Source organism: Lentzea kentuckyensis (genome assembly GCF_002150765.1).
Lineage (GTDB): Bacteria > Actinomycetota > Actinomycetes > Mycobacteriales > Pseudonocardiaceae > Lentzea > Lentzea kentuckyensis.
This window is the reverse complement of record NZ_MUYM01000056.1, coordinates 79,010-104,464: the sequence shown is the minus strand read 5'-3', so window position 1 is coordinate 104,464 and position 25,455 is coordinate 79,010. Positions and strand designations below refer to the sequence as shown.

Here is a 25,455-nt window from a genome sequence, read left to right as displayed (position 1 = left end):
ATGCGTGCGACGTGAGCGAAGCCGAGGAGTCGAGCCAACGCAGACTCGCCCGCAACGTGAACGAGCTGCTGCAGGAGCTCCGCGTGGCTCAGGCCGGCGTGCAGATCCTGTTCGGCTTCCTGCTCTCCATCGCCTTCACCGACAAGTACGCCTCCACCAGCGGTTATGTCCGGGCGACCCACCTGATCACGGTCATGTGCGCCGCCGTCGCCGTGGCCTTCCTGACGGCCCCCGCCGCCTGGCACCGGATGTTGTTCCGCCAGGGCCGCCGCGAGGACGTGGTCCGGTCGGGCAACACCTTCGCGCTGGTCGGCCTCGCCTTCCTGGCCCTGGCGATGACCGGCACCGTCCTGCTGCTGGCCGAGGTGATCCTGGGCGGCTGGCCTGCGGTGATCGTCGGCGTGGTGGCGTTCGTCGTCTTCACGGGACTCTGGTTCGCCCTGCCGTCGATCTCATCCCATGGTGCTGAGGACCGCGAGCGCCCCTAGACCCACCGCCGCCGGCACCGTGATCAGCACCTGTCGCCGGGTGGGCCGGGACTGCTCGGCGAGCACCCGAATCCCCAACGGCACCAACGCGACGCATAGTCCGACGGTCCCCACGAGCGACACCACCTCGGTGCCCTTCAACACCCCGAGCGGCAACAGCCCCATGGTAGCCAGCGCTGCCGAACGGACGGCCCCGAGCACGCCACTCCGATAGGCCGCGAACGCCAGCACGAACCACCCGAACATGATCGTGAACGACAGGAAGCTGAACAGGTGCAGGTCGCCGTACCCCTTGGCCACCAGCTCCGTTGCCCCGTCGACCCCCAGGCGCCTGGTGGCGCTGAACGCCGCGTGGTCCACCCCGGCGTGAAAGGTCCGCTCGAACAGCCCGACGATCACCAGCGCCCCGGCCCAGGCAGCCCATGCGGGCCGCGTCACCCCGATCCGTTGCGCGAGAAAAGCCACCGCCGCCCACATGACGACGTTTCCCGCCAGAAACGACGTGTAAGCCGCCGTCATCAACGCCGGATGCTCCACCACGGCCCGCAACTGGTCCGGGAAGAAGAAGTTGAACGGCGACCGCAACAACGTGCCGGCCAGGAGCAGCGCCGGCCCCAGCACCAGCGCTGCCCCACCACCCCATGCCCCAGGAAATCTCATGTCTGAACGCTGTCACCGGCGACGCCCCGCCGGATCGGCCCGTGGTCCGGTCCGCTGACTCGGACCACGGTCCGAGTCAGCTCAGGGCCGCGGCGGCGATCTTCTGGACGATCAGCGGCTGGCCGTCCGGCGACTTCGTGGTCGGGTTGACCGAGTACACGAGCTTCCGCTCCAGGTCACGGGTGGCGAAGACGCCGCTTGAGTACCCGTGCCGGCTGCCGGTCTTCCCCCACACCTCGACGCCGTTCACCACGATCCTCATCAGACCCTGGCTGTAGAGGGCGGGGCCGCCTCCTCCGAACGTGGGCACGTTCGGAACGGTGAAGAGCCTGGTCACCATCTCGTTCCCAAGCAGCCGTCCGCCGAACAGACCGGTGATGAACCCGTCCAGGTCCTCAGCGGTGGAGATGATCCCGCCGGCCGCACCGGGGATCGACTGGTTCATCACGGTCGCGTCGACGAGCTCACCGTCCACGTCCAGGTACCCGCGAGCCGCCGGGTTGGGCAGGCCGGGGTCGTCCTCCGGGTAGTAGGTGTGGCACAACCCGAGTGGCCCGGTGATCCGTTCACGCAGGTTCCGCGTGTACGAACGACCGGTCACCTTCTCGACGAGCATGCCGGCCGTGACGTAGGAGGTGTTCGTGTACTTCTGGGCGGTGCCGGGCTGGAAGTCGATCGGATGCCGCAGGGCGGTGTCGAGCACCTGCTGCGGGCTCCAGTGGTCGAAGCGGTGTTCCAGGACCCAGCGCGGGTCGTTCAGGCCGGGGATGTCCACCGACGGCAACCCGGACGTGTGATCGAGCAGCGTGTACACCGGAACCGCCGGGTAGTCGGCCGGCAGCAAGCCCGGCAGGTACCGCTGCACGGGCTCGTTGAGGTCGATGCGCCGCTCCTGGGCCAGCTGCAACACCATCACGGCGGTGAAGACCTTGGTGACGCTGCCGATCCGGACGCGCCCACTCGCCTTGACCGGCGTGTTCGTGCGGATGTCCGACACGCCGGAAACCCCGGACCAGGAACCCGCCGACCCGGTGATCCGGACCAGCGCCCCGGTCGTTTCGTGGGTGGGCAACCCGCTGATCGCAGCTCGCAGCGCGGTGTCGTTGGGCGGCGGCACCTGGGTGGCCGCACCAGCCGGTACCGCGCTGATGGCGGCCGCGGCGGCGGCGATGATCGTGACAACTGCGGTTCTCATGCCGATGAGCTTGTCGGCCAGGGACGCCGCGAACCATGGAGCTTCCCCGAGCTTCGATGGTGGGGCCTGCCGGATCATGGCAACCGTGAACTCAAATCTCCCGGACTGAGTTGTCGATCCGCGCTCTCGCCGTTCGACGCATTGGCAGAAGGGCAAGGCCCCGGTCCGCCGAAGGCGAAATTCGGGTGAGAGCGACGCGGCGATGAGGAACACTCGGGTAGACCGATGAGTTCTGTCAGACCTGCCGGTCTCACCTGTGTCACCTCGACACCGGCGGCCTTGGCCGCGACACGACTGTGCCAGCAACCTAGTGAGGGCCTGACATGCCTGCTGCGATCCAAGACCGGCCGACCGAGAAAGCGAGCGGAACACCACTGGTGGTCCGGCTGCTCGTGCTGGCCACGTTCGTGGTGATCCTCAACGAAACGCTCATGATCAACGCCATCCCGCGCCTGATGGAGTCGTTGCAGGTCACCGAGCAGGCCGCGCAGTGGGTCTCCACCGCGTTCATGCTCACCATGGCCGCCGTGATCCCGGTGACCGGCTGGTTCCTGCAGCGCGTCACCACCCGCCAGGGCTACGCGATCGCGATGGGCGTGTTCATGGCGGGCACGGCCATCTCCGCCGCCGCGCCAACGTTCACGGTGCTGCTGCTCGGCCGGATCGTGCAGGCCGCGGGTACGGCCGTGATGATGCCGCTGCTGATGACGACGCTGATGACCGTGGTGCCCGAACAGGACCGCGGCCGCGTGATGGGCAACGTGACCCTGGCGATCTCCGTGGCACCCGCGCTGGGCCCGGCCGTGTCCGGCCTGATCCTGCAACTCGGCTCCTGGCGCCTGCTGTTCGTCGCCGTCCTGCCGATCGCCGGCGCCGTGACCTACTTCGGCCTGCGCCAGCTGGCCAACATCGGCGAGCCCCAGGTCAGCTCCATCGACTGGTTCAGCGCTCTCGCCGCGACCCTGGGCTTCGGCGGCCTGGTCTACGGCCTGAGCCTGTTCGGCGAGAAGGGCTCCCACCTGGGCCAGAGCATCGCCTTCGTGGCCGCCGGCGCCACGATCATCGCGATCTTCGTGTTCCGCCAGCTCAAGCTGCAGCGCACCGGCGCGCCCCTGATGGACCTGCGCACCCTCGGCCACCGCACCTTCGCCCTGGCGCTGGTCCTCATGTGCGTCGCGTTCCTGGCGATGATGGGCTCGATGATCCTGCTGCCGCTCTACCTGCAGAACCTCCGAGGCCTGACCCCGCTGGAAACCGGCCTGCTCCTCATGCCCGGCGGCCTGGCCATGGGCCTGCTCGGCCCGGTCGTCGGCAAGCTGTACGACCGCTTCGGCAGCCGCCCGCTGGTCCTGCCCGGTTCCATCGCCATCGTGCTGGCCCTGGCCGGCTTCACCCAGGTCTCGACGACCATGCCGTACTGGCAGATCCTCGGCCTGCACGCACTCCTGATGGTGAGCCTGGCCGCCACCTTCACCCCCATCTTCACCCTGGGCATGGGCGCCCTCCCGCCCAACCTGTACCCGCACGGCAGCTCGATCCTCGGCACCCTGCAACAGGTGGCAGCGGCCCTCGGCACCGCGCTGGTCGTGACCGTGATGTCCGCCCGCGCAGGCTCTCTGGTCGCCGAGGGTGCTTCCAACGCGGCGGCGCAGCTGAGCGGCATGAAGCTGGCCTTCGTGGTGGCCACCGTCCTCGCCGTGGCCACGATCGTCGCCGCTGCCCTGCTGCCCAACCGAACGAGCAGCACCACGACCCCCGCCCACTGACCTCGCCGCGCCGCGCAAGCCTCCCGTTCGCAGGCCCCGAACGGGAGGCTTCGTGCTGTCAGGAGGGCTGCGCGTCGGTCCCCACTGTCGCCCGCCGGTTCGGCCGTCTGGTCAACGCGAATGTCACGACCAGGCCCGTAACGGCGAGGACACCCAGCGCCTGCGCGAGACGGGTGGTCCTCCCGACCATGCACTTGTGCACGAAGTCGTCCCAGTAGTGGCGCTCGCTCGCGTTCGCGTAGCCCTGCGAGTCGAACGTCAGCGTGCTGCCGCAGTTCGTCATCTCGTGATCGCCCGGCGCCCGGAACGAGATCGGGGCCACCAACAGCAACCCGACGAACACGGCTCCAGCCAACGCGATCCGGACAGGAGTGAACCAACCCAGCACCTTGATCCCCATCGCACCGATGGTAGGCGTGGTTGCCGGCTGGGCCGGGAACCGCAGTTCCCTCGTCACCTCGCGCGGGTGGGGCCCCGGACATGTCCAGTCCAGGGCCCCGTTTTGCCGCCCATTTGCGCACACCAGCGACGTTTAAGAGTCGGATCAGTCCTTAGGTCGCCGCGCTCTTCCGTTGAGCTACGGCCGCATGGTTGGAGCGGCCAGAGGGATTCGAACCCCCACCTCGGCGAGTCTTGTCCGTTCTCGGGCGATCTGGCGTTCGGCGGAAATGCTGAATCTGGAGCGAGAGTCTGAGCTTGATCCCGGCTGCCTCTACCAATTGGGCTACCCCGGCGTGATGGTGCCGGGAGAGGGATTCGAACCCCCACCTGTGACCGAGTGGTTCAGGCTGACGTTTCAGTTTCAGCTTTCACGCTCCCAACGGGAGCGCACCCCCGCGCTCCAGCGGGGGAGTCTGTTGGCGTTACCGGAAAAGGTAGTCGAAGACCGTCTGACCGACACGCTGGTCAGTGATCTCCAGGCCGTTGGCTTCCTCCCGGGCGAACTTCACCGCGTGCTGCAGCTTCTCCACCCGGTCGACGAGCTCGTTCACCCGCCGAGCAGGCAGGGCACCGGAGAACTTCACCGTGGTCCAGTAACCCACCGGAATGTCCTCGTAGTACACCTCGACCTGCGCCGGGTGCTTCTCCGTGGCCTCGGCCTTGACGTGGTTGCGCGGCACCTTCTTGGTGCGGATGGTCCGAACCTGCTCGGTGCGCCAGTAGTCGGCGGACTGGTCGAAGTTCCAGTCCTCGGCCGCGTCCAGCAAGGGCAGCTTCTTCACGAAGGTGTGCAAGTCGGTCAGCTGCTTCTCGAGGAAGAGCAGGTACGACACAGGCACGTCGCGAAGCAACGCCTGCCCGTCAACCACGACATCGGCCTTCGCAACGCAGTTGGCCCAGTCCTTGGTAGCCGTGACGTCGAAGAGCCGAGTCATCACCGCGGCGGTCTTCCGCAACACGTCCTCGGCGTTGACCTGCACGCGAGTGGACTCCGGCGGCAACACCTCGCCGTCCTCGTCCTTGGGCTGGTACGTCCGGGAGATACCGGCCAACAACGCGGGCTTCTGCAACCCGTGATGCGCGTCGGTGAGGTCCCGAAGCGTGCCCCCTTTGACACTCTTCTCCACCGCGATGATCTGGTTCAGCTTCGTCATGCCGCACCCCCCTTTGGTCTCGCGGCACCCTACGCACCGAAAAGCCATGCGTGCACGCGATTTCCGCTCGGGGTCAACGCCGTGACCCCGGGAAAACGAGGGGGCGGTTCGTGCAATGACCAACTCGGTCGGCCGCTAGGGACTCGCCCCCGAAGCTGAGGAGTAATGGCCTTCGCTTGGTGTTGTACGCGGAACTTCCCCGACAGTGCTCACTACCTGCATAGATGCGGTCTTGATCTGAGCACTGTGGACAGTCGCTTCTCGACGCTTGCCGTCGTTTTCTGAGGCTAAAGCGCGCCGTCGATCTTGCTCCTCTGACTGCCCACGCCTCTGCCATCATCCCGACACTGAGCCTAGAACGCGGCCGGTGGCGCTGGGTCAAGGTACTCGTTCCAGCCTTGACGCGGCGTCGCTGTCGCCTGCAGCGCAGAAGTGGAACAGGTTATCGCGCTGACGATTGGCGAACGCTGCGTTCCCGTACGACCGAAATGCGGCATGCGCGGACGCGTTGCCCTTGCGAAAACCATTGGTGACCGACTTGCTCCGCTGATGTACTGATGGCCACCGTGAGTCTGCTGCGTGACGGAGGTAGCAGTTGTGAGTGGCTACAACGCGCTTGTCGAGGTGTACGAGTGGCTCATCTCAGATGCAAAGCTGGCTCCGGCCGAGTTCGCTGCGTCGTTCGATGACGTCCTCAGTCTTCTGCCGTCGAACGCTCACGTCCTCGATTGTTCGTGCGGGACCGGACAGTTGGCGGTTGGCCTCGCCGGTCTTGGCATGCACGTTGTCGCAACTGACGCCAGCGAAGCGATGGTTCGTCGGACTGCGGAGTTGTCTGAGGAGTTCGGGGCCTCTGTCCGGACGGTGCGGGCGGACTGGCAAGAGTTGCCCGACCATTTCGATGACGACACCTTCGACATGGTGTTCTGCGTTGGCAACTCGCTGCACCATGCCGAGGGCGCGCGAGGCAGACTTGCTGCTCTGGAGTCGATGTCACGGCTTCTGCGCCGTGGCGGGCGCTTGGTACTCACCTCCCGCACTTGGGAACTCGTGAGGGCCAGAGGTTCCCGGCTGGACATCAGTGACCGACTCGTCCGCCGGAACGGTCGCGATGCCGTCGTGGTCTACCGCTGGGACATTGCGCCTAACTGGGAGGACGAGCACCACATCGAGATTGCGATCGCGCAAGTGGATACGGCTGGGTCGGTTCTTGCCCGCTCGGAACTGCTGTCGAGCTGGCCCTATCGATACGAGGAACTCGAAGTCGAGTTGCACCGGGTCGGACTCCAGACGGAAATGTGCACGTTCAACCTTGAGGCCGAGAACTACATGGTGGTGGCGAGCAAGGTATAGACAACGGGCTCTCAGTCCGTGGCCGGACCGCGGTTGCAACCAGGAGGCTTGCGTCCTCTCGTTGGCATTTCCGGACGTTTGGGTCGCCGGCCGTTGTCATGCTCGCGGCGTCGGGTGGCTCGGTCTGGTGCTCGTTGAGCGTTCCCGCAGCTTCGTCCCGGCCCTGATGAGGTGGCAAGGCGGCGCAGCCGTCACGGCAGTCGAGCACCGCGCCCAACGGCCCGTGGTGACCCACTGGCGCTCGCAGGGAGCTGCAGGACGACTCAGCTCTATGGGTGAGCTCGTCGGCTGGCGTAAGGCCCGAGTTGCGGCGCGCAGCGCCGCCAGTGGCGGCGCCTTGAGGACGGTCCGCCCGATGCCGCAGCTTGAGAGTCAGAGGGGTAAAGCGTGTCAAAGGTGTGCCAGCGCGCCTGACATGCGAAACCCCCAGGTGGTTGACCTGGGGGTTTGGTGGGCCGCCAGGGACTCGAACCCTGAACCCGAAGAGTAAGAGCCTTCGCTTGGCGTTGTTCGCCGATCTTCTCCGACAGTGCTCGCTACCTGCGCGGATGCGATCTTGATCTGAGCACTGTGGACAGTCGCTTCTCGACGTTTGCGATCGTTTTGTGAGGGTTAAGTGTGGGTTGATCTTCTGTGCTCTCGCCTTGTAACCATGTGTGCTGTCACTGCGCTGAGGACAAGCGCGTCGCTGCGTCGAGCCCGATCTCTAACCGAGGGCTTTCCACAGCTTCGTCCGGGGACCTTATTGGCGATCAGAATTCGCGCAAGGCTACGGCTCTACTGAGCTGGGAACTGCCACTCCCAACCGCCCGAAAGGTTGATCGCTGGCGGCCTGTAGGTGATGGTCCCGCTCGTGTTGCGGCTGTCGAGCGGCAGCTTCCCGCGATAGGTCGAGGCGGGCGCGTACGGGTCTGTAGTCAGCTGTTCCGCCTCAGCGAGGCATGAGTACGCCGCTCCGGTAACGAGAGCCGTCTCGGTGACGCCGTCAGGGCCGACGATCTCGAAGTCGTGGCCAGTGATCATCCAGGCCTGTTCGGCGAGGTAAGCCGGCGTGGTCTTGACGGTGAAGGTCAGCACGATGACGTGCCCATGCTCGGGCTTCTCGACGTACGGCCCGGTGCACTTCGGGTCCACTTCGACCGCATCGAGTGTGAAGTCTGCCTGCTGCGCGCCGGACTTCTCGTTGGAAAAGCCGGCCGTCTGCCCGACGGCCTTCACGAGGAGCCCGCGGGGCGACTTCGACGGCGATGCCGGGCTGGTACTCGGCGCACTTGAGGTCGTCGAGGCTGATTGGGAGCTGGTGGGCGGCCCTGTCAGCGGCGGAGGTGTACCTGAGCAGGCGGTGGCGGCTGTGGCAACGACGGCTAGCACGGCGGTACGGCGCATGCCGGTGTGTCGGTCGAGTTCTGAAGCCTGTTACGTGTCGCCATCAGGTCCCACCTGACCGTGCACCGCGTCGAGCCGTCAACACTGCGGCCATCTCAATCGGTGGCAAGGCGGCGTAGCCGTCGCGGCAGTCGAGCGCCGTGACCAGCCGACCTGTGGTGACTGCGCTGGCGCTCGTGGGGAGTCTTGGGACGAGTCAGCCCGGATTGGGCAGTCCAGTCAGCTGGTGTTCGAGGTCCGGCGCGTAGCGCCGCCCGGCCGACCGGCGCAGCGAAGCGGATGCCGGGAGTGCCGGGATGGATGGAGATGCGCTCGGCCTGTAGGCGCCGCTCGGCGGCGCGCTTGATCCTGTAGAGCGGAATTCGGCAAGGCACGCACCTCACCTCCACTGACCTAAGGCCTGGCAACCCCACCTGCTGCTGATCGCGATCAATACGTTCCGCTCTGCTGCCGCGTCAAACGCTGGTTCCTGTGACTGGGAAGCTAGCCTGTAGTGGCACCGTGCCTGCTTAGCCGCGCTGAAGGGACCGACCGGTGATAACCAGCCTATCGCTCGAAAATTTCAAGGCTTGGGAAGATACGGAGACGGTTGACTTCGGTGCGATCACTGCCTTCTTTGGCAGCAACTCGTCTGGGAAGACTAGCTTCCTGCAGAGTCTCCTCCTGTTGAAGCAGACCGCAGATTCAGCGGACCGCGGCCGCGTGTTTGACCTGGGAAGTACGAACTCGCTGGTCAATCTTGGCACCTTCAACGATGTGATCTACGCGCATGACGACCGGCGATCACTAAGGATGGAAATCGAATGGCGTGAGGAACAGCCATTTCGGATCCTAAGCACAGAGAAGAAGGGCCAGCCTGTAATAGCGGAAGATCGCGACTTGAGCCTTGCAGTCTGTGTAGCTTCACTGCGGCGAGGGCCGATCGTCGACTATGTTGAGTATGGTCTCGGAGATAAGACCTTCACTCTTCAGCGTACCTCTAAGAGTGACTACACCCTTGAAGCGGAGAACTATAAGTTTCTGCGCGTGCAAGGACGGGCTTGGCCGCTGCCTCCACCCGGAAAGTTCTATAGTTTTCCGGACCAAATTCGGGCGTACTACAAGAACGCGGCGTTCCTCTCTGACCTTGAACTCCAGTTCGAGAAGCTCTGCGGCAAGATCTTTTACCTTGGTCCTCTTCGTCAGGATCCTGAGCGCACCTACACCTGGGGAGGGGGTCGCCCGTCGGACGTAGGTAAACGCGGTGAGCTCGCTGTGCAAGCGTTGATCTCCTCGCAAGCTGAAGGAAAGAGGGATAACGCCCGCGGGTTCATTCGTCGGCGCGACGGGGTTTGGAGGAGTGCTCTGATAACCGTTGAGCAGCACGTGGCCGCATGGCTTCAAGAACTAGGGCTTATCTCGTCCTTCGATGTAAAGCCTATTGACTCTCGAAACACGATCTATCAGGTTCTTGTCAAGCGCACTCCGGCGAGTCCTGAGGTTCTTCTTACGGATGTAGGGTTTGGCGTTAGCCAGGTGCTTCCGGTTCTGGTGCTTCTCGCATACATTCCAGAGGGATCAATAGTGCTGCTGGAGCAGCCGGAGATCCACCTTCACCCGGCAGTTCAGGCTGGGCTAGCAGACATAATCATCGAAGCTGCAAAGGTTCGGCGACTCCAAATAGTCTTGGAGAGCCATTCTGAGCACTTGCTCTTGCGGCTTCAACGCCGTCTAGCTGAGAAAGAAATGGAGCGCAACTACTCCCTGGAGCCAGACGACTGCCGACTCTACTTCTGCCAAGCAACGGGGACCGGGTCGACGATCGAGCGTCTCGACCTGGACGAATTTGGCAACATTAAGAACTGGCCAGACGACTTTTTTGGAAACTCGTTTGGGGAAGTAGCGGCAATGAACAAGGCGGCGCGCAAGCGTGCAGTTAGAGAGAGGAATGCATGAACCTTCCTCTGCGCGTAGCGATCGACACGAACGTGCTGAAAGTCGCCAATGGTCAGGCGCCTCAAGCCAGCGGGCAGTGCGAGATAGCGACCATCGAGTTCTTGGAGCACGCCGAGCAGAACTGCATCATCCTAATTGATGATCTGTACCAAATATTTGACGAGTACAAAAAGCATTGCAATTTCAGTGGTCAGCCGGGTGTTGGCGATCACTTTTTCATGTACCTCTACCGTGCGCAGGCCGATCGGCGACGTGTCAACACTGTGTCGATCCATCCTGATGGAGATGGCTCCTATCAAGAAGTTCCCGCAGCGCTGGCAAAATTTGACCCTTCGGACAAGAAGTTCATTGCCACAGTAATTGCGGATGCACGCAATGCGCCAGTGGTTAATGCTGTCGATTCGGACTGGAGTGAGTCGAAGGAGGCACTGCAAGAGTGTGGTGTCGACGTTTATGAACTCTGCCCGGGCTGTCTCAAGTCAACTTAAATGTGACTAATTCGAGCGTGCGCTTCAGGTCAGGGTGTCGATTGGTTATTGGTCAGAAGGTTGTCGAGCCAGAGAAAAAGGTTTGTCGCTGTTAGTAGGAGTTTTCCGGTTTCCTGTTCGTCGATCGCGTGGCCTCTGTGAATAATCAAGTTTCTCGCGGTCACCAGATCGTTGACCTGCCGAAATAGGTCGTTGTTGTCGATTCGAAGTGACGTGCCGACCACTGCTTTCAAGGTCTCGTCTAGCAGTGGTCCTAAGGTTGACTGCCTCCTTAGTAGAAGCTCGACGGTGTCTCGATTGGAAGCTGGAGATAGATCCCGAATGGACTGCTTGGTCTTTATCTCGCACGCGGTTGCTGCGGCTAGGACTGCGCGAGAATTGTCTGGTACTGAGTGATCGTCGGCCAGTGCCTTCGCGTCGGCAAGTAGAGTGAGCGCAACCGGAGCCGGCGTGTCTGTCAACGCGCCGGTAGCTGCAGTTTCAAGCTGGTGCGCGTCGGCGGCGAGAAGATCGGATCTCCAGGTCAATTTCTGCTTCGGGCCCCATGATCCTAGGCGGATGTCAGAGTCGATGTCGACAAGGTGGCTTCGTCCGTGTTGCTGAGCTGGCTCGGTCGCTATGCCAAGCCAGGGTTGGCCGGTCGTGGCTCGAACCCACTGTAAGAACAACTCTGCCACTTTTTGTGCGATTTCAAACGCCGGAGCCCATTCGCTCTCTGCTGCATCAAAGAACGCTTGAATTTGCTCTTTGGTAGCGCAGTTTCGTGGCTTGTTGAGTCCGTTTATGTCCGATTCGAAATCGACTTCTACTTGAAGTAAGTGAACCTGAAAGACCTGGCCGCGGTCGCCAAAGGTACCTGGCGCCTTTGAGATCGATGGGATTCTGACTGTTTCCGGCTCGTCGACGGCGGTAAAGTCGTGTTGGTTGACGGGGAAGTGCATCCGGACGTCATAGATACCGCGCGTGCCTGTAAATATCTTGCCAGCGCATTCGGGGAGAATCCAGAGTTCATAACATTGGAAGTTTGCGATGGCTCTTAAGCGTGACATCCGGCTACCTCCTGGACGCGTCAGCCTATACGACTCGGTTGGCTCGCGGTAGGGTCGCTCCATGCATGTCGATGTGGATCGCGCTTTCAGGCTGGCTGAAGATGTGCTAGGCACCTCGCTTCCTCGACGATGGAATCATGTACGGGGCGTAGCAAGTCGCGCGATGTTGTGTTGTCCTTTGTTTGCGGATGAGGATAATTCAATACTTGTCTCCGCTGCTGTTTTGCATGATATTGGGTACGCTCCTTCGCTGGAAGTATTCCGATTTCATCCGCTCGATGGTGCGCGGTACCTTCAAGAACGCGGATTTATGTCGAGGTTGTGCGCGTTGGTTGCACATCATTCTTGTGCATACCGAGAAGCTGAGCTCCGCGGGTTCTCTGCCGAACTTGCTGAATGGGTTGACGAGGAGACGCCGCTACGCGACGCCCTCTGGTGGGCGGACATGACAACGACGCCAGACGGTGAGCCGACGAACGTGCATGATCGGATCGAAGAGATCCAGAAGCGGTACGGGCCCGAAGATCTGGTTACGTTCTTTATCCGCCAGGCGGAGCCTGAACTTGTCGCTGCGGTTGAGCGGACTGAAGAGCGGCTTCGTGCGGCAGGGGTCGACTACACGGCGAAGTAGGGCGTCGAGCGCGCCTCGAACCCGTGCTCGATCCGGAGACGGATTGACGGGTGGACGTTCAGAGTGTCCAGGTCTCCGCGGCTGACCCAGTGAACTTCGCTCGACTCGTTGCTTGTCCGCAGTTCCCCGCCGATGAATCGCGCGCGGAAGCAGATGGAGAACTGCTGCCGCACCTCGCCGTCGGTGTACGCAATGACGTGCTTGGGGTCGGAGTAGACGCCGATGATGTCGACTGGCTCGACGTCGATCCCGGTCTCTTCCTTGACCTCGCGGATGACGGTGTGCCCGATGGTCTCGCCGACGTCCTGCATCCCGCCGGGGATTGAGTACAGGTCGTTGTCGGTGCGCCGGATCATCAACAGCCGGCCGTGCTCGTCCTGCACGAACGCGGTCACCGCCACGACGATGTTGGTTGCCTTGGGGGCGTTCGGGTCGTTGTAGTGATCGGTGCGCGCCATGCCTACTTGCCTACCACTTCGGCGGCTTCGCGCCGTCCCACACGCCCTGGAAGCTCTCGGCGTACGTCTCGAACAGGTCGCCGCCGGACAGTCGTCGCAGGTGCAGGACCGGGGCGTGAGCAGCCATGAAGCCGTGGACGTGTGTATTCACGAGCATCTCGTCGTCAAAGCGGTAGATCGAGTTGTAAAGCGTCGTACCGTGCACGCGGATCTCAGCGCCCGGCGTCTCGGCCAGCGGCTTGTAGACGGCCAAGGCGTTTCGGATCTTGGCCGAGAGCGTGCCCTTGCCGATGCCCTCTTCCTCGCTGCGGCGCGCTACCTCGCGGCTCGTGGGATCACCGAGCAACAGGCGGATCTTCACGCCCTCCCCAGCCTTCTGCCGGAGGGTCTTGAGCAGTGCCGGGTTGTCCACCAGGAACATGCCGGCGTAGACCAGGATCGAGATGCTGATCTTCGACTGCTCGATCAGGTGCGTCCAGATGTCCTGCGGTACCGCGTGGCGGTGCGCGTAGACCTGCACAACCTCGGACTCGTTGATCTCTTTCTTCTTCTCCGGCGCGACGGCGTCCGGCCAGAGATATGTCTCCGTCTCACGAACCATGGCGGCGATGGCGTGCCGGTGGCGTGGGTACGGCGTGCGGTCCTGGGTGATCCAGCGTTCGACCGTCTTCGGATCGACGCCGGTTGCCTTGGCTACCTCATCGAAGCCCAAAGTGTTGCGTAGCAACGCATCTCGTAGGCGTTGGTTTGGCATGGCCGCACCCTCCGTACAACTAGGGACGTCTTCAAGCTAGCAGAGACGTCTGTAGTTGTCCTGTTGTGTGGTGTTGACGTCCTGCGGATTCGTCGAAAGTCGTAGGTGTCGAGATGTCGGGGAACGGCCCCGACCGGCACGAACGACAGGAGAACGACGATGGCGATCACAGGTGGGAGCAGGCTCCCGGCGGGTCACGACTTCGTGTTCCCGAGGGGCGCGCTCGTGATGGGTGTCGAGCCGGTGCTGAAGTTCCAGTCCGCGGAGGACCGCGCCAAGGGCCTCCCGGTCGAGCAGGAGACGGACAAGGAGTCAGGCCTCCTCGTGTGGTCCGTGCTGGTGATCGACCAGGCGGCCGAGCGCAAGACTGACGCGGCGGTCACGGTCAAGATCTCCGCACCTCACCGGCCGGTCCCGCCCGAGGCGATCCCCGGCACGGACATCCGGCCGACGGTGTTCGAAGGGCTGACGGTCACGCCGTGGATCGATGACAAGGGCTGTCGCGCCACGCACGCCGGTGAGCGTCACCGTTGCCGCGCCAAGCTCGGCTACAGCCTGCGCGCCTCTGGCATGAAGTCCGCGGTCGCGGCCAAGCCTGCATCTAAGGCGGCGTGATCCGTGGCTGACCTGATGCGCCTGCACCTGACGGCGAACCTGCCGATTCGGGTGGAACCGCTGGTGTTCGCGGGGCGGGTCGAGTTCCGGCTTGGCAACGCCTTCCCGGCGGTCCTGGTCGTCGACGCCGAGGCGCTACCCCGGCTCGCTGAAGCGATCGCGGAGGGACAGGCCGCGCTCGACGCTGCGCCTGGTCGCTCGAAGGGCGGTCAGTGATGGGGTTCAACGCCACCTGCACGCCAGGCAAGGACGCGGCTGCGGCAATGGTCCGGGTAACGCCCGAGGTACCCGCTTTGGCGATCTTCCTCGACCCGGTCAACATCGCGATCCAGCTTCCGCCCTTCCCTGGTGGGTCGGACGTGCTGATGCGGTTCTGTCGGGAGCTGTCGCGAGAGGCGGCCAAGCTGGCTGATCACCTCGGCAGCCAGGAAGGTCGTCACGCACTTGCGGAGGGAGACCGGGATGTCCGCGGTTGATGCCGTGCAGTGGGGCCTGGCCGAGCAGGTCACGACGCTGAGTCAGGCGCATGACGTGTTGAGCAAGCTCATGCCCAACCCCAAGGCCAAGCCTGAGGTGCTGAAGGACTACTACCTGCGCTCTGCTGCTGTGTACGCGCGGATCGCCGAGATTGATCGGACTCACCACCACGAAGCCCTCTACTGGGCCACTCGTGAGCGCGAGAAGGGTGAGGCGATCACGACCGGCAAGCGCTAGGTCAGTCCTGTTTAGACGGAGCGCGTGACTCTGTTGGGTCATGTGGCGATGCCGCACGTCTTGTTGCGGCGCAAAGAGAACGTGAGACGCAGGAGCGGAACCGGCTACCAACCTTGCCGCTCCTGCGTTGTCCACCCAACGTGGGAGTGAACAAAGATGAGCGTAGAGCCTGAGCGCATCCGTGCGCTAGACGGGGCCACGAAGCAACTGCTGTGGGATCGGATGATCTCCAGCAAACAGATCATCTCCAGCTACGTCGTGATGCTCGACGGCGGCTCCTTGGAAACGATGGAACTCACGGCCGCGCAGGCTGAGGGCTTCGAGTGCCTGACCTGCAAGGCGCAGTGCACCACGGGGACCGGCGCGTTCCAGACTGTTGGACGGATCCCGAGCGTCGGAAGCGTCTTCCAGTGCATCAAGTGCGCGGGCGGTGCGCGATGAGCGGCAACCGATGGATCGATCCCGCGCCGTTCGAGGGCGCACGTCCTCAGTTTCCTTGGTGGGTATGGCTTCCCGGCTGGGTCAAGGTCGTGTTCGCACCGTTCGTGCTGCTGTGGCTGACGGTCCGCCTGGCCGTGAAACTCGTGGTGCTGACCGTTCGGTACCCGGTTGCAGTCACGGCCGGCGTCGGCGGCTACGTCGGCTATCGCCAGTTTGGCCTGTCGCCGCTGGTGCTGGCGCTGCTCTCGCTCGTGTGTGCCCTGACCGTCTGGTACGGGCTCGACAGGGCGTCGTTCCTGCGGCGCGGCTGGTACCGGCTGCTGACTGAGTGGCGACGACTCACGGTCTACGTGCCGCAATGGCGGACTGTGATGCGCCTGGCCGAGCTGGCCAAGGAAGTCCGCGGGAAGGAGTACCTCCCGAAGCTGCGTCATGTTCGGTCCGAGGGGTGGCGGGACAAGGTGCGGGTGCGGATGATCCCGGCGCAGTCTCCGGAGCAGTGGGAATCGCGGCGGGACAACCTGGCGCACTCCTTCAACGCTCGGTCCTGCCGTGTGCGAGTGGTCAGGCCGCGCGTGCTTGAGCTCGACTTCATCCACGCTGACCCGCTGTCGCGTCCCGTGGCGGTGCCGCAGCTCGCTGACGCGGGAGAGGTCGACCTTAAGCGCGTGGTCGTCGGCCGTACCGAGACCGGGAAGCCCTGGCGGCTGAAGCTCCTCGGCTCACAGGTGCTCGTGGTCGGTGTGCCTGGCGCTGGCAAGGGCTCGGTGCTGTGGTCGATCGTGTGGCAGCTCGCCCCGGCCATCAAAGCTGGCATGGTCCAGCTCGTCGGGATCGACCCCAAGGGTGGCATGGAGCTGGGCCAGTGCCCGGACGCGTTCGAGAAGGTCATCTTCGACAACGGCCCGGAAGCTGTTGCGCTGCTTGAAGAAATCGCCGCAGAGGTCAAGGAGCGCGCCTCTCGTTACCGGGGCATTCGGCGGCTCTGGGCTCGCAACACTGGTGAGCCGTTCACCGTCCTGATTGTGGATGAGCTGGCGGACCTGATCGCTTACCAGCCAGACCGGAACCTCCGCGAACGCGCCACGCGCGCTGTTCAGACGATCACTTCGCAGGGCCGTGCTCCTGGCTATGCCGTTGTCGGCTTGGTCCAGGACCCGCGCAAGGAAGTGGTCGCCTTCCGGCACCTGTTCACGACCCGTGTAGCGCTGCGCCTGGACGAACCGGTGCAGGTCGACATGGTCCTGGGTGACGGCGTGCGGCAACGCGGCGCGGCTGCTCACGAGATCAGTGAGAGCACGCCCGGTGTCGCCTGGCTCAAGGAGGACGGACAGCGCGAACCCGAGCGGGCTCGGGCCTTCCACGTCACCGATGCGGACCTGGTCGAGCTGGCCGTCTACCTCGCTCCGGCCACGGTGCACGAGTTCCCCGAACGGTCCGAGGGGAGTGCTGCGGCATGACCGAGTATCTGAACCGCTCGGAGCGGATGAAGCAGCCGGCCGCGCTCGATATCGCTCGCGCTGTCGCCGAGGAACACGGCGTGTGCGTTCGGCCGCTGGCCAAGGAACGGATCGACCTCGACACCGGACGCGTGGACATCGTGCCCGTGCCGTGCGGCGCGACGGTCGCGAGTGTCTGCCCCACCTGCGCGGAGAAGAACCGGCGTCTGCGGATGGCGCAGTGCCGTGAGGGATGGCACCTGACCGACGAACCGGACTTCACGCCGAACGCGCCGAGCAACGAACAGCGGGAGCTGACTGAGTACCGGGCTGACCTGGTCAAGGCCTTCCGCCTGGCCCTCGACGAGGGCGATGAGGTCGGCGCGGAGGAAGTGCGGGAAGAGGTCGCGGAGGTCGACGCAGAACTTCGGCAACTCGGAGTCCGCGGCTCACTCCCCTCTCTGGAAGTCCCGCTCAAGGCTGCGCGGAAGCGGTCGACCAAGCGGCGTCAGGACGCTCCGAACCTGCCTCGACGGCCGGTCAGCAAGCGCACCGTTGGCAAGGTCTTCGGCGGCAAGTACCAGCCCTCGACGTTCCTCACGCTGACGCTCGACAGCTACGGCAAGGTGCGTAGCGACGGCACGCCTGTCGATCCCTCGCGGTACGACTACCGCCGTGCGGCTCGGGACGCCGTGCACTTCGCGGCGCTGCTGGACCGGTTCGTGCAGAACCTTCGGCGCTGCGTCGGCTGGGAGGTCCAGTACTTCTCCGCCGTCGAACCACAGCGGCGGCTCGCTCCGCACTGGCACGCGGCGGTTCGAGGCAGCATCTCCCGCGCTGAGCTGCGGGCGGTCGCTGAGGCCACGTATCACCAGGTCTGGTGGCCTGCGCACGACGAGATCAAGTACAGCGGCGACAACCTGCCGGTGTGGGACGTCCGGACCAAGGGCTTCGTGGATCCGCACACGCGAAGGGCCTTGCCTACCTGGGAAGAAGCCCTTGACGAGGTTGAGCGACCGGCACACGTTGCGCGGTTCGGGGTGCAGGTGCACTCCAAGGGCATCCTAGGCGGCACGGAGGAAGCCGGCCGTCACATCGGCTACCTGACGAAGTACCTCACCAAGAGCATCAACGAGTGCTTCGAGGCGCAGACGGCACGTCAGGAAGACCACGCTGAACGTCTCTGCGCTGAGCTCGCGGTCACGCCCTGCTCGCCGCAATGCGGGCTGTGGCTGCTCTACGGCGTCCAGCCTCGTGGGGCTCGGCTGTCGACAGTGCCGGGCAAGTGCAAGGGGAAGGCACACAAGCGGACCACGCTCGGCGTTGCTGGGCGTCGGGTCCTGGTGTCGCGGAAGTGGTCTGGGAAGTCGCTCGCGGACCACAAGCACGACCGGAAGGCATTCGTTCGGCAACTGCTGGCCGACGTCGGGATCAAGCCCGATGACCAGCCACAATGCCTCGTCTGGAACAACGTCCAGCCTGGCGACCCGAACGTGCCGCCACGGGCGCACCTGCTGTTGAGCGCTGTCGCAGAGCGCCGCAGGTGGAAGGCCGAATACACGGCTGCGCTGCTCGCATCCGCCGGACCTCCGGGGAGTTCGGCAACACCGCAAGCTGCTTGATCTAGGGGGAGAACATCATGGAAGCACGCCAATTTGAACCACTGTGGACAGTGAATGACGTTGCTATCTACCTGAACGTCCCGGTCCACACGCTCTACGGCTGGCGAACGAAGAACTACGGCCCGCCTGCTCGGCGCATTGGCAAGCACCTGCGATACCTGCCGTCCGAGGTGCGGAGCTGGTTCGAGCACCTGCTTGAGGAGGCGGCCTGATGGGACGTCCGCCTTTGGACATCGGCACGTACGGCGCGATTCGTTGCTATGAAACGGATTCAGGCTGGCGTGCGACCACGAAGTATCGCGACTACGACGGCAAGACGCGGCCGGTCGAGCGGTGGGGGAAGACCAAGAGCGCCGCAGAGCGGAGCCTCAAGAAGGCGCTCGCCGAGAGGAAGGGACCGTCCGGCAGTTCGCTGACGCGCGAGAGCCGGTTCAAGGAAGCCTTGGACCAGTGGTTCACGAAGTTCCAGGCGCTCGCTGACGCTGGGAAGAGGTCGCCGAGCAGCGTCGACACGTACCGAAGCATCATGGATCGGCACGTGCTTCCTGGCCTCGGTGAGCTGCGCATTCATGAGATGTCGGTGGCGCGGATCGACGCTTTCCTGAGCGCGTTGTGGCGGTCGGTCAGCGTGGACACGGCGAAAACGGCTCGCTCGGTGATCTCGGGGGCTCTGCGGATCGCTGTCCGGGACAAGGCGCTGGACACGAACCCGGTCAGGGAGGTGGAGCCGCTGGAGGCCGGCCGCAAGAAGAGTCCGCGGGCGCTCACTCTGGAGGAACGGGTCCGCTGGCTGGAGATGCTGGAGTCGGACCCCAGGGCTGTGAAGCGGGATCTGCCAGATCTCTCGCGCTTCATGATGGCCACGGGCGTCCGCATCGGTGAGGCGTTGGCCGTCTACTGGGAGGACGTCGACTTCGAGGCCGGCACGGTCGCCGTGAACTACACGGTCATCCGGGTCAAGGGCATCGGACTGATCCGGAAGTCGACCAAGACGGAGGCCGGCGAACGCACGCTTCTGCTGCCGCAATGGGCGCTCGACATGCTGCGGCGGAGGCACAAGGCCACCAGCTTCCCGAACGGCCCGATCTTCCCGGATGCCCTCGGCGGCCTCCGCGACCCGTCCAACACCCGGAAGGACCTCCGGAACGCTCGTGGCGGGGACGAGTTCGCCTGGGTGACCTCGCATGTCTTCCGGAAGACGGCGGCCACCATCCTCGATGAGTCGGGGCTCTCTGCGAGGCAGGTCGCGGACCAGCTCGGCCACGCTCGGCCGTCGATGACGCAGGACACCTACATGGGTCGGAAGACGGTCGACCGGCGGGCAGCTGACGCCCTGGAAGGGGCGCTCGGAGAGCCCAAAGATGATCAGGCGGAAGACGACGAAGTTGAATGACCAGCGGTTTTGTGTGGGTTAAGTGTGGGGAGACCCGGACAAAGCGAAACCCCCAGGCCTGTGACCTGGGGGTTTGGTGGGCCGCCAGGGACTCGAACCCTGAACCCGAAGATTAAAAGTCTCCTGCTCTGCCAATTGAGCTAGCAGCCCTCGACGCGACAGCCTACCGATCGCCATCACCGGATGTCGCTCGGGTTGTCTATGTCGCACCTCACGCACCAATCGCGCCCAAACGACGAGTCAAGCCGCCAGTGGGAGGATTAGGCAAGACCGCGAGCGGATCTCAGTACCGCCAGCCCCAGGCGACAGCTTCCATTGGAGCAAGCCAAGAACGACTCCAAGGAGCCAAGAAGATGCCTCTCGACCACTACGTCACGCTCGGCCGGTCGGGCCTGCGGGTCAGCCCCTTCGCCCTCGGCGCCATGACCTTCGGCGAGGACCCCGGGGCTGCCGGGTGCAGCGTCGAGGAGTCCGAGAAGATCCTCGCCGCCTACCTCGACCGCGGCGGGAACTTCATCGACACCGCCAACTTCTACACCAACGGGCACTCGGAGAAGATCCTCGGCGACTTCTTCAAGGGCCGGAACAACCGCGACCGCGTGGTGCTCGCGTCCAAGTTCTTCTTCAACATGCACCCCGGCGATCCGAACGGGGGCGGCGCGGGTAGGAAGGCAGTCAGGGATCAGCTCGACGAGACGCTCCGGCGGATGAGCACCGACTACCTGGACCTCTACTGGATGCACAACTGGGATCGGCACACGCCGATCGAGGAGACGCTGCGGACGCTCGACGATCTGGTGGGATCGGGCAAGGTCAGGTACATCGGGTTCTCCAACGTGCCGGCTTGGGTGACCGCCAAGGCGCAGACCATGGCGATCCTCAGGAACTGGACGCCGTTGATCGCCTTGCAGGTCGAGTACTCGCTGCTGGCGCGGACGGTGGAGGGGGAGATCGCGCCGATGGCTCGGGATCTGGGGATGGCGCTGGTGCCGTGGAGTCCGCTCAAGAACGGGTTCCTCAGTGGCAAGTATCGGAGGAACGTGCAGGTCAGCGACTCGGAGCGAGCCAAGTACGTCAGCCCGCCCAGTGAGGAGGACTTCAAGGTCATCGACGTGGCCGACGGGATCGCTGAGCAGCTTGGCACGACTACCGCGGCGGTGTCGTTGGCGTGGCTCAGGCAGCGGGAGGGCACGGTGGTGCCGATCATCGGGGCGCGGCGGCTGAAGCACCTGGAGAGCAACCTCCAGGAGGTCACGCTCACCGAAGATCAGCTCAGGGCGCTGGACGAGGTCTCCGAGCCTGACCTCAACTACCCCGCGCCGCTGCACGGCGGGTTGCGGGCGATGTTGCAGTTCGCGGGTACGACGGTCGACGGTGAAGCGTCTGGCATCTACCCGCCGCTGCTGCAGAGCAGTGTCAGGTACTGAGGTAGAGCCTGCTCCACCTGATCAACGGCAGCGTGCGTGACTGTGCCGCGCAGCCGAAATTGAAAGCCTTGCCTCAGCCACGAAACGGGGAGGCACAGGATGAAGAAGACGTTGGTAGGTGTGTTGGCGGCGGCCATGTTGTTCAGCGGAACGGCGATGGCCGCGCCGGCCACCACGATCCAGAAGCAGCTCGACGGGCTCGTCAAGGAGCACGAGTTCCCGGCCGCGCTGTCTACGGTCACCGAGGCCAACGGCAGGAGCACGGCCCTCACCTCGGGCACGGCGGAGCTGAACAAACGTGTGCCGGTGCCCAAGAACGGGCAGGTCCGCGCGGGTTCCAACACCAAGGCGTTCGTCGCCACCGTGGTCATGCAGCTTGTCGCCGAAGGCAAGGTCGAGCTGGACCAGCCGATCACCAAGTACCTGCCGGGCGCGATCAAGGACGAGCGGATCACCGTCCGGCAGTTGCTCAACCACACCAGCGGGCTCGCGAACTACACGGCGTACATGGGGCTGGAGAAGTTCGAGGAGGTGCGGCACCGGTACTACGAGCCGCGCGAGTTGCTGGACATCGCGAACGCACACGAAACGACCAACCAGCCGGGCGAGAAGTTCAAGTACAGCAACACGAACTACCTGCTGCTCGGCCTGCTCACGCAGAAGGTCACCGGTCGCCCGATCGCCGAGAACGTCGACCAGCGGATCATCAGGAAGCTGAACCTCAGGGACACCTACTGGCCCGGCGTCGGCGATCAGACGATCGAGGGCAAGCACCCGCACGGATACGCCAGGACCAGCAACGGCGTGGAGGACGTCACCGAGCTCGACCCCTCGTGGGGCTGGGCCGCCGGGCAGATCATCTCCACGACGAAGGACCTCAACACCTTCTACCGCGGGCTGCTCAAGGGTGATCTGCTCCCTCAGGCCCAGCTCGAGGAGATGCAGAAGACCGTCGACACCGCGGGTGAGATGTGGCCCGGTGTCGAGTACGGGCTCGGCATCGCCAGCTCTCCGCTCACGTGCGGTGGCCGGTACTGGGGCCACGGCGGCGACATCCACGGGTACGAGACGCGTGGTGGTGTCACCGCGGACGGCAGGGCGTTCTCCGTTGCTGTCACGGCATTGCCCGGCACGGTTCAGGGCACGCCTGAGGCGGCCGACAAGGCGCACAACGCGGTTCTGGCCACTGTGGACGCTGCCCTGTGTGGTGCCAAATGATCGTGGCGGCGATCACTGCTCTGACCTTGCTCATTCCTCAGCAACTCGACCAGATCGTCCAGGACGGCACGCCCGGTGTGGAGGCGCATGCCAACGGCCACAACTACGCCAAGGGCAACGCGCCGGTCAACGGACGGGTGCGCGTCGGCAGCATCACCAAGTCGTTCGTCGCGGTCACCGCGCTGCAGCTCGTCGCAGAGGGCAAGATCGAGCTGGACGGCCCGGCCAGCAAGTACGTCTCGTACGTCAAAGACGACCGCATCACCGTGCGCCAGCTCCTGCAGCACACCAGCGGCCTGCCGGACTACCCGTTGGCCATCGGGGTCAACAAGATCGCCGACATCCGGAACAGGCACTTCGAGCCGCACGAGTTGCTGGATGCGGCACTGAAGCAGCCGCCGCGGTTCCAGCCGGGTGAGAAGTACGAGTACAGCAACACGAACTACGTCGTGGCGGGCCTGATGATCCAGAAGGTCACCGGCCGTCCGGTCGCGGAAGAAGTGCAGCGCCGCGTCATCGATCGGGCCGGTCTCAAGGACACCTACTGGCCCAAGCAGGGCGAACAAAGCATTCGTGGACGGCACGCCCGTGCGTTCGCGGTGAGCGACTTGCTCGACCCGAAATCGGAGGTCGTCGACGCGACGGAGCTCGACACGTCCGCGGCTTGGGCGTCCGGGGCGATGGTTTCCACGCCGAACGACGTCGCGAAGTTCTACAGGACGCTGCTCCAAGGCGGTCTGCTGCAACAGAAGCAGCTCGACGAGATGCGCAGGACGGTTCCGGTCGACGAGCGGAGTGCCTACGGGCTCGGGCTGGAGAGCACCAAGCTGAGTTGCGGTGGCGTCCACTGGGGGCACGGCGGCACGATCCACGGCTGGGCGTCGCTCGGCGGCGCGACCGACAGCGGCAAGAGCGCGGCCATCACGCTGACCGCTTTGCCCGGCACGTTCGACAAGGATCCGGCCAAGACGTTCCAGCGGATGTTCGACGTGCTCGACACGGCGCTTTGCAAGAAGTGATCAGTCGCGGACGAACCGGAGCACCCAGAGCATGTCCTGCTCGGTGACCGGACCGTCCGCGACACACGCCGTCAGCCAGTCGGTCAACGAGTCAGGATCGATGCCCGCCCCGATCAGCACCAGCTGCGTCGGGGCGTCGTCGACCCGCGTGAACGAGACGTACCCGCCCACGGTGTGCAGCATGAACGTGCCGTGCTCGAAGCGCACGAAACCCTTGGCGCGGAACAGACCCTCGGGCCGCGCCTTGAGGAAGTCCATGAACAGCTTGGGGTGAAACGGCTCAACGGACGAGAAAGTCACGCTGTCGTAGGAAGCGTGCGCGTGCGTCGAGTGGTCGTCCAGATCGTCGAACGACAGCTGCCGCGGTCCCATGTCCGGCGGCCGCACCTCGAACAGCAAAGCCGGATCGACGCGCCCGAAAGAAACCGGCAGCATCGGCACGTCGAACGAAGGCAGCGAAGCGACCCGGTCGACCTTGTTCAGCACCACCAGATCGGCGAGCTCGAGATCCCGGGACAGGTGCGGCACGGCGGCGAACTCCACCGCGTCGACCACGTAGATCAACCCGCCGTACGACACGCCTGGTGCCTGCAACACCATCCGGACCAGCGCGGACGGCTCGGCCAGACCGGACGCCTCGATCACGATGACGTCCAGGTCCGCCGCGGCCAGTTTCGCCAGCATTCCGTCCAGCTCGGTCCCGTCGACCGCGCAGCACAGGCAGCCGTTCGACAGCGACACCATCGAGTCGACCTGCGCCGACACCGCGAACGCGTCGATGTTGATCTGCCCGAAGTCGTTCACCACGACACCGATCCGCGTGCCGCCGGACGTGCGCAGCAGGTGGTTGAGCAGGGTGGTCTTGCCGGCACCGAGAAAGCCGGCGAGCACGACTACGGGGATCACGACGACCGAGGTTAGCCAATGAACTCCGCGTTCCGGTGCAGCACCTCGTCCACGGTGCCGTCGAACATCGGCGGGTAGATCACCAGCTCGTCCACGCCGAGGTCCTCGTACTCGCTGATCACCGCGGCGGACAGCGGAACCTGCGCGGACACGCTGATCCGGAACCCCTCAGGGCGCTCGGGAAAACGCGCGAGATGGCCGCGGATGTCGTCGGGCGTGCCGATGCCGAACCACCCTTGTGCGCGCCCCACGGCTCGCCGGAAGGCGGCGGCGCTGTGTCCGCCGACCACAACCCGCACGTTCGTCGGCCGCGGATGGGCGTCGACGCCGGAGAACGACACGAACTCGCCCTCGAACGACGGCGACGGCGAATGCCACAGCTGGTCCATCGCGTCCAGGTACTCGTCGGTCCGCGCGCCCCGGTCCTCGAACGTCGCGCCCACCGCCGTCATCTCCGGCTCCAGGTAACCGGCGCCGACGCCCAGCGTGAACCGCCCGCCGCTGAGCAGGTCCAGCGACGCCACCTGTTTCGCGAGCACCAACGGGTTGCGCTGGGGCAGGATCACGATGCCGGTCGCGAGTTCCAGCCGGGACGTCGAAGCCGCCACGAACCCGAGGTGCGTGAGCGGATCAACGATCACGGTGTCCGGTTCGGACGGTGACGGGTCGACCCTGGGTGACGGCAGCACCACGTGATCGGACGCCCACCACGAGTGATAGCCGAGCGACTCCGCCAACTGGGCGAGTCGTCGCGTTTCGTCCGGTCCGGCGGTGTCGCCGATGTTCAACCCCTGCACCCCGATGTCCATGATCAGGTCAACCACCGAGTGACCTGGGTCATTCCCGCGAAAACTTCGGTATCAGTGCAACGGATCGGGCCTCCAGAACATCTGAGGGGGCAAG

28 protein-coding genes and 1 tRNA gene are annotated in these 25,455 nt (G+C 64.5%); 18 read left to right on the top strand and 11 right to left on the bottom strand.

The annotated features are described in order from the left end of the window. Positions 1–11: 11 nt before the first annotated feature. Positions 12–488 (top strand): DUF6328 family protein, encoded by a 477-nt coding sequence (locus tag B0F77_RS25570; protein WP_086665508.1) that lies wholly within the window; start codon positions 12–14, stop codon positions 486–488. On the opposite strand, the gene B0F77_RS25565 is transcribed toward B0F77_RS25570, so the two are convergent. Both B0F77_RS25565 and B0F77_RS25560 read right to left on the bottom strand, forming a co-directional pair. Next, positions 453–1,148, bottom strand: coding sequence for a hypothetical protein (locus B0F77_RS25565; RefSeq protein WP_086665507.1), 696 nt, complete (start codon positions 1,146–1,148; stop codon positions 453–455). The genes B0F77_RS25570 and B0F77_RS25565 overlap by 36 nt on opposite strands. A 76-nt stretch (positions 1,149–1,224) precedes the next feature. Further along, positions 1,225–2,343: a serine hydrolase domain-containing protein gene (locus B0F77_RS25560; protein ID WP_086665588.1), complete on the bottom strand. Its 1,119-nt coding sequence runs from the start codon at positions 2,341–2,343 to the stop codon at positions 1,225–1,227. Positions 2,344–2,666: 323 nt separating this feature from the next. Here B0F77_RS25560 and B0F77_RS25555 point away from each other — a divergent pair, with 323 nt between their 5' ends. Further along, complete coding sequence (locus B0F77_RS25555) at positions 2,667–4,109, top strand: MDR family MFS transporter (protein ID WP_086665506.1); 1,443 nt, start codon at positions 2,667–2,669, stop codon at positions 4,107–4,109. A 58-nt stretch (positions 4,110–4,167) separates the two neighbouring features. Here the strand turns inward: B0F77_RS25555 and B0F77_RS25550 are convergent, their stop codons facing one another. Together B0F77_RS25550 and B0F77_RS25545 are read right to left on the bottom strand one after the other, a co-directional pair. Further along, complete coding sequence (locus tag B0F77_RS25550; RefSeq protein ID WP_143466905.1) at positions 4,168–4,509, bottom strand: hypothetical protein; 342 nt, start codon at positions 4,507–4,509, stop codon at positions 4,168–4,170. Between the two features lie 463 nt (positions 4,510–4,972). Then, positions 4,973–5,704 carry a DUF7873 family protein gene (locus B0F77_RS25545; RefSeq protein WP_086665504.1) on the bottom strand — a complete coding sequence of 244 codons (732 nt, stop codon included), beginning with the start codon at positions 5,702–5,704 and terminating at the stop codon, positions 4,973–4,975. A 579-nt stretch (positions 5,705–6,283) separates the two neighbouring features. On the opposite strand from B0F77_RS25545, the gene B0F77_RS25540 reads away from it, so the two are divergent. After that, positions 6,284–7,057, top strand: coding sequence for a class I SAM-dependent methyltransferase (locus B0F77_RS25540; RefSeq protein WP_245848610.1), 774 nt, complete (start codon positions 6,284–6,286; stop codon positions 7,055–7,057). Positions 7,058–7,834: 777 nt separating this feature from the next. Here the strand turns inward: B0F77_RS25540 and B0F77_RS25535 are convergent. After that, positions 7,835–8,275, bottom strand: coding sequence for a hypothetical protein (locus B0F77_RS25535; RefSeq protein WP_086665502.1), 441 nt, complete (start codon positions 8,273–8,275; stop codon positions 7,835–7,837). 702 nt (positions 8,276–8,977) lie between these two features. Between B0F77_RS25535 and B0F77_RS25530 the strand changes: the two genes are divergently transcribed. Both B0F77_RS25530 and B0F77_RS25525 read left to right on the top strand, forming a co-directional pair. Beyond that, positions 8,978–10,378 (top strand): DUF3696 domain-containing protein, encoded by a 1,401-nt coding sequence (locus tag B0F77_RS25530; RefSeq protein WP_086665501.1) that lies wholly within the window; start codon positions 8,978–8,980, stop codon positions 10,376–10,378. After that, on the top strand, positions 10,375–10,866 hold the full coding sequence (locus B0F77_RS25525; RefSeq protein WP_211294015.1) for a hypothetical protein: 492 nt from the start codon (positions 10,375–10,377) through the stop codon (positions 10,864–10,866). The genes B0F77_RS25530 and B0F77_RS25525 overlap by 4 nt, the downstream gene beginning before the upstream one ends. Before the next feature lie 29 nt (positions 10,867–10,895). Here the strand turns inward: B0F77_RS25525 and B0F77_RS47275 are convergent, their stop codons facing one another. After that, positions 10,896–11,807 carry a hypothetical protein gene (locus tag B0F77_RS47275; RefSeq protein ID WP_143466904.1) on the bottom strand — a complete coding sequence of 304 codons (912 nt, stop codon included), beginning with the start codon at positions 11,805–11,807 and terminating at the stop codon, positions 10,896–10,898. A 169-nt stretch (positions 11,808–11,976) separates the two neighbouring features. Here B0F77_RS47275 and B0F77_RS25520 point away from each other — a divergent pair, with 169 nt between their 5' ends. Beyond that, entirely contained in the window at positions 11,977–12,546 is a 570-nt protein-coding gene (locus B0F77_RS25520) for an HD domain-containing protein (protein ID WP_086665500.1), read from the top strand. Here B0F77_RS25520 and B0F77_RS25515 read toward each other — a convergent pair. Together B0F77_RS25515 and B0F77_RS25510 are read right to left on the bottom strand one after the other, a co-directional pair. After that, positions 12,531–13,004, bottom strand: coding sequence for an NUDIX hydrolase (locus tag B0F77_RS25515; protein WP_086665499.1), 474 nt, complete (start codon positions 13,002–13,004; stop codon positions 12,531–12,533). The genes B0F77_RS25520 and B0F77_RS25515 overlap by 16 nt on opposite strands. Positions 13,005–13,014: 10 nt before the next feature. Further along, positions 13,015–13,758 carry a DUF5919 domain-containing protein gene (locus tag B0F77_RS25510; RefSeq protein ID WP_086665498.1) on the bottom strand — a complete coding sequence of 248 codons (744 nt, stop codon included), beginning with the start codon at positions 13,756–13,758 and terminating at the stop codon, positions 13,015–13,017. A 159-nt stretch (positions 13,759–13,917) separates the two neighbouring features. On the opposite strand from B0F77_RS25510, the gene B0F77_RS25505 reads away from it, so the two are divergent. The 9 genes from B0F77_RS25505 to B0F77_RS25465 all read left to right on the top strand — a co-directional run bounded on the left by B0F77_RS25505 (position 13,918) and on the right by B0F77_RS25465 (position 19,982). After that, positions 13,918–14,373 (top strand): hypothetical protein, encoded by a 456-nt coding sequence (locus B0F77_RS25505; RefSeq protein ID WP_086665497.1) that lies wholly within the window; start codon positions 13,918–13,920, stop codon positions 14,371–14,373. A gap of 3 nt (positions 14,374–14,376) precedes the next feature. Then, on the top strand, positions 14,377–14,589 hold the full coding sequence (locus tag B0F77_RS25500; protein ID WP_086665496.1) for a hypothetical protein: 213 nt from the start codon (positions 14,377–14,379) through the stop codon (positions 14,587–14,589). Next, positions 14,589–14,849: a hypothetical protein gene (locus B0F77_RS25495; protein WP_143466903.1), complete on the top strand. Its 261-nt coding sequence runs from the start codon at positions 14,589–14,591 to the stop codon at positions 14,847–14,849. Before B0F77_RS25500 ends, B0F77_RS25495 begins: the two co-directional genes overlap by 1 nt. Beyond that, complete coding sequence (locus B0F77_RS25490) at positions 14,836–15,087, top strand: AMED_5909 family protein (RefSeq protein WP_143466902.1); 252 nt, start codon at positions 14,836–14,838, stop codon at positions 15,085–15,087. Before B0F77_RS25495 ends, B0F77_RS25490 begins: the two co-directional genes overlap by 14 nt. 156 nt (positions 15,088–15,243) lie before the next feature. After that, positions 15,244–15,528: a hypothetical protein gene (locus B0F77_RS25485; RefSeq protein WP_086665494.1), complete on the top strand. Its 285-nt coding sequence runs from the start codon at positions 15,244–15,246 to the stop codon at positions 15,526–15,528. Next, the gene (locus B0F77_RS25480; protein WP_086665585.1) at positions 15,525–16,988 is read left to right on the top strand and encodes an FtsK/SpoIIIE domain-containing protein; all 1,464 of its coding nucleotides are present in this window, start codon (positions 15,525–15,527) and stop codon (positions 16,986–16,988) included. Before B0F77_RS25485 ends, B0F77_RS25480 begins: the two co-directional genes overlap by 4 nt. Continuing rightward, positions 16,985–18,589: a replication initiator gene (locus tag B0F77_RS25475; protein ID WP_086665493.1), complete on the top strand. Its 1,605-nt coding sequence runs from the start codon at positions 16,985–16,987 to the stop codon at positions 18,587–18,589. Before B0F77_RS25480 ends, B0F77_RS25475 begins: the two co-directional genes overlap by 4 nt. Before the next feature lie 17 nt (positions 18,590–18,606). Continuing rightward, a complete protein-coding gene (locus tag B0F77_RS25470; protein ID WP_086665492.1) occupies positions 18,607–18,801 on the top strand; it encodes a helix-turn-helix domain-containing protein in 195 nt (64 codons plus the stop codon). Then, complete coding sequence (locus B0F77_RS25465) at positions 18,801–19,982, top strand: tyrosine-type recombinase/integrase (protein WP_086665491.1); 1,182 nt, start codon at positions 18,801–18,803, stop codon at positions 19,980–19,982. Before B0F77_RS25470 ends, B0F77_RS25465 begins: the two co-directional genes overlap by 1 nt. Before the next feature lie 74 nt (positions 19,983–20,056). Here B0F77_RS25465 and B0F77_RS25460 read toward each other — a convergent pair. Continuing rightward, positions 20,057–20,132, bottom strand: a tRNA-Lys gene (locus B0F77_RS25460). A 203-nt stretch (positions 20,133–20,335) separates the two neighbouring features. On the opposite strand from B0F77_RS25460, the gene B0F77_RS25455 reads away from it, so the two are divergent. The 3 genes from B0F77_RS25455 (at position 20,336) to B0F77_RS25445 (ending at position 23,646) form a co-directional block, all read left to right on the top strand. Further along, positions 20,336–21,409, top strand: a complete 1,074-nt coding sequence (locus B0F77_RS25455) for an aldo/keto reductase (protein WP_086665490.1) — start codon at positions 20,336–20,338, stop codon at positions 21,407–21,409. Between the two features lie 99 nt (positions 21,410–21,508). Continuing rightward, complete coding sequence (locus B0F77_RS25450) at positions 21,509–22,627, top strand: serine hydrolase domain-containing protein (protein ID WP_086665489.1); 1,119 nt, start codon at positions 21,509–21,511, stop codon at positions 22,625–22,627. Positions 22,628–22,629: 2 nt separating this feature from the next. Then, positions 22,630–23,646, top strand: a complete 1,017-nt coding sequence (locus tag B0F77_RS25445) for a serine hydrolase domain-containing protein (protein ID WP_158102822.1) — start codon at positions 22,630–22,632, stop codon at positions 23,644–23,646. Here the strand turns inward: B0F77_RS25445 and B0F77_RS25440 are convergent, their stop codons facing one another. Together B0F77_RS25440 and B0F77_RS25435 are read right to left on the bottom strand one after the other, a co-directional pair. Further along, positions 23,647–24,552: a CobW family GTP-binding protein gene (locus B0F77_RS25440; protein ID WP_086665487.1), complete on the bottom strand. Its 906-nt coding sequence runs from the start codon at positions 24,550–24,552 to the stop codon at positions 23,647–23,649. 11 nt (positions 24,553–24,563) lie between these two features. Further along, positions 24,564–25,376, bottom strand: coding sequence for an LLM class F420-dependent oxidoreductase (locus tag B0F77_RS25435; protein WP_211294013.1), 813 nt, complete (start codon positions 25,374–25,376; stop codon positions 24,564–24,566). Positions 25,377–25,455 lie beyond the last annotated feature (79 nt).

Excerpts from the sequence above, each read along its gene's own strand:
- B0F77_RS25455 (WP_086665490.1), top strand. The coding sequence starts at position 20,336 with ATGCCTCTCGACCACTACGTCACGCTCGGCCGGTCGGGCCTGCGGGTC.
- B0F77_RS25510 (WP_086665498.1), bottom strand. The coding sequence starts at position 13,758 with ATGCCAAACCAACGCCTACGAGATGCGTTGCTACGCAACACTTTGGGC.
- B0F77_RS25550 (WP_143466905.1), bottom strand. The coding sequence starts at position 4,509 with ATGGGGATCAAGGTGCTGGGTTGGTTCACTCCTGTCCGGATCGCGTTG.
- B0F77_RS25520 (WP_086665500.1), top strand. The coding sequence starts at position 11,977 with ATGCATGTCGATGTGGATCGCGCTTTCAGGCTGGCTGAAGATGTGCTA.
- B0F77_RS25565 (WP_086665507.1), bottom strand. The coding sequence starts at position 1,148 with ATGAGATTTCCTGGGGCATGGGGTGGTGGGGCAGCGCTGGTGCTGGGG.
- B0F77_RS25515 (WP_086665499.1), bottom strand. The coding sequence starts at position 13,004 with ATGGCGCGCACCGATCACTACAACGACCCGAACGCCCCCAAGGCAACC.
- B0F77_RS25555 (WP_086665506.1), top strand. The coding sequence starts at position 2,667 with ATGCCTGCTGCGATCCAAGACCGGCCGACCGAGAAAGCGAGCGGAACA.
- B0F77_RS25485 (WP_086665494.1), top strand. The coding sequence starts at position 15,244 with ATGAGCGTAGAGCCTGAGCGCATCCGTGCGCTAGACGGGGCCACGAAG.
- B0F77_RS25490 (WP_143466902.1), top strand. The coding sequence starts at position 14,836 with ATGTCCGCGGTTGATGCCGTGCAGTGGGGCCTGGCCGAGCAGGTCACG.
- B0F77_RS25480 (WP_086665585.1), top strand. The coding sequence starts at position 15,525 with ATGAGCGGCAACCGATGGATCGATCCCGCGCCGTTCGAGGGCGCACGT.
- B0F77_RS25475 (WP_086665493.1), top strand. The coding sequence starts at position 16,985 with ATGACCGAGTATCTGAACCGCTCGGAGCGGATGAAGCAGCCGGCCGCG.
- B0F77_RS25470 (WP_086665492.1), top strand. The coding sequence starts at position 18,607 with ATGGAAGCACGCCAATTTGAACCACTGTGGACAGTGAATGACGTTGCT.
- B0F77_RS47275 (WP_143466904.1), bottom strand. The coding sequence starts at position 11,807 with ATGCACTTCCCCGTCAACCAACACGACTTTACCGCCGTCGACGAGCCG.
- B0F77_RS25465 (WP_086665491.1), top strand. The coding sequence starts at position 18,801 with ATGGGACGTCCGCCTTTGGACATCGGCACGTACGGCGCGATTCGTTGC.
- B0F77_RS25505 (WP_086665497.1), top strand. The coding sequence starts at position 13,918 with ATGGCGATCACAGGTGGGAGCAGGCTCCCGGCGGGTCACGACTTCGTG.
- B0F77_RS25495 (WP_143466903.1), top strand. The coding sequence starts at position 14,589 with ATGGGGTTCAACGCCACCTGCACGCCAGGCAAGGACGCGGCTGCGGCA.
- B0F77_RS25450 (WP_086665489.1), top strand. The coding sequence starts at position 21,509 with ATGAAGAAGACGTTGGTAGGTGTGTTGGCGGCGGCCATGTTGTTCAGC.
- B0F77_RS25560 (WP_086665588.1), bottom strand. The coding sequence starts at position 2,343 with ATGAGAACCGCAGTTGTCACGATCATCGCCGCCGCCGCGGCCGCCATC.
- B0F77_RS25545 (WP_086665504.1), bottom strand. The coding sequence starts at position 5,704 with ATGACGAAGCTGAACCAGATCATCGCGGTGGAGAAGAGTGTCAAAGGG.
- B0F77_RS25525 (WP_211294015.1), top strand. The coding sequence starts at position 10,375 with ATGAACCTTCCTCTGCGCGTAGCGATCGACACGAACGTGCTGAAAGTC.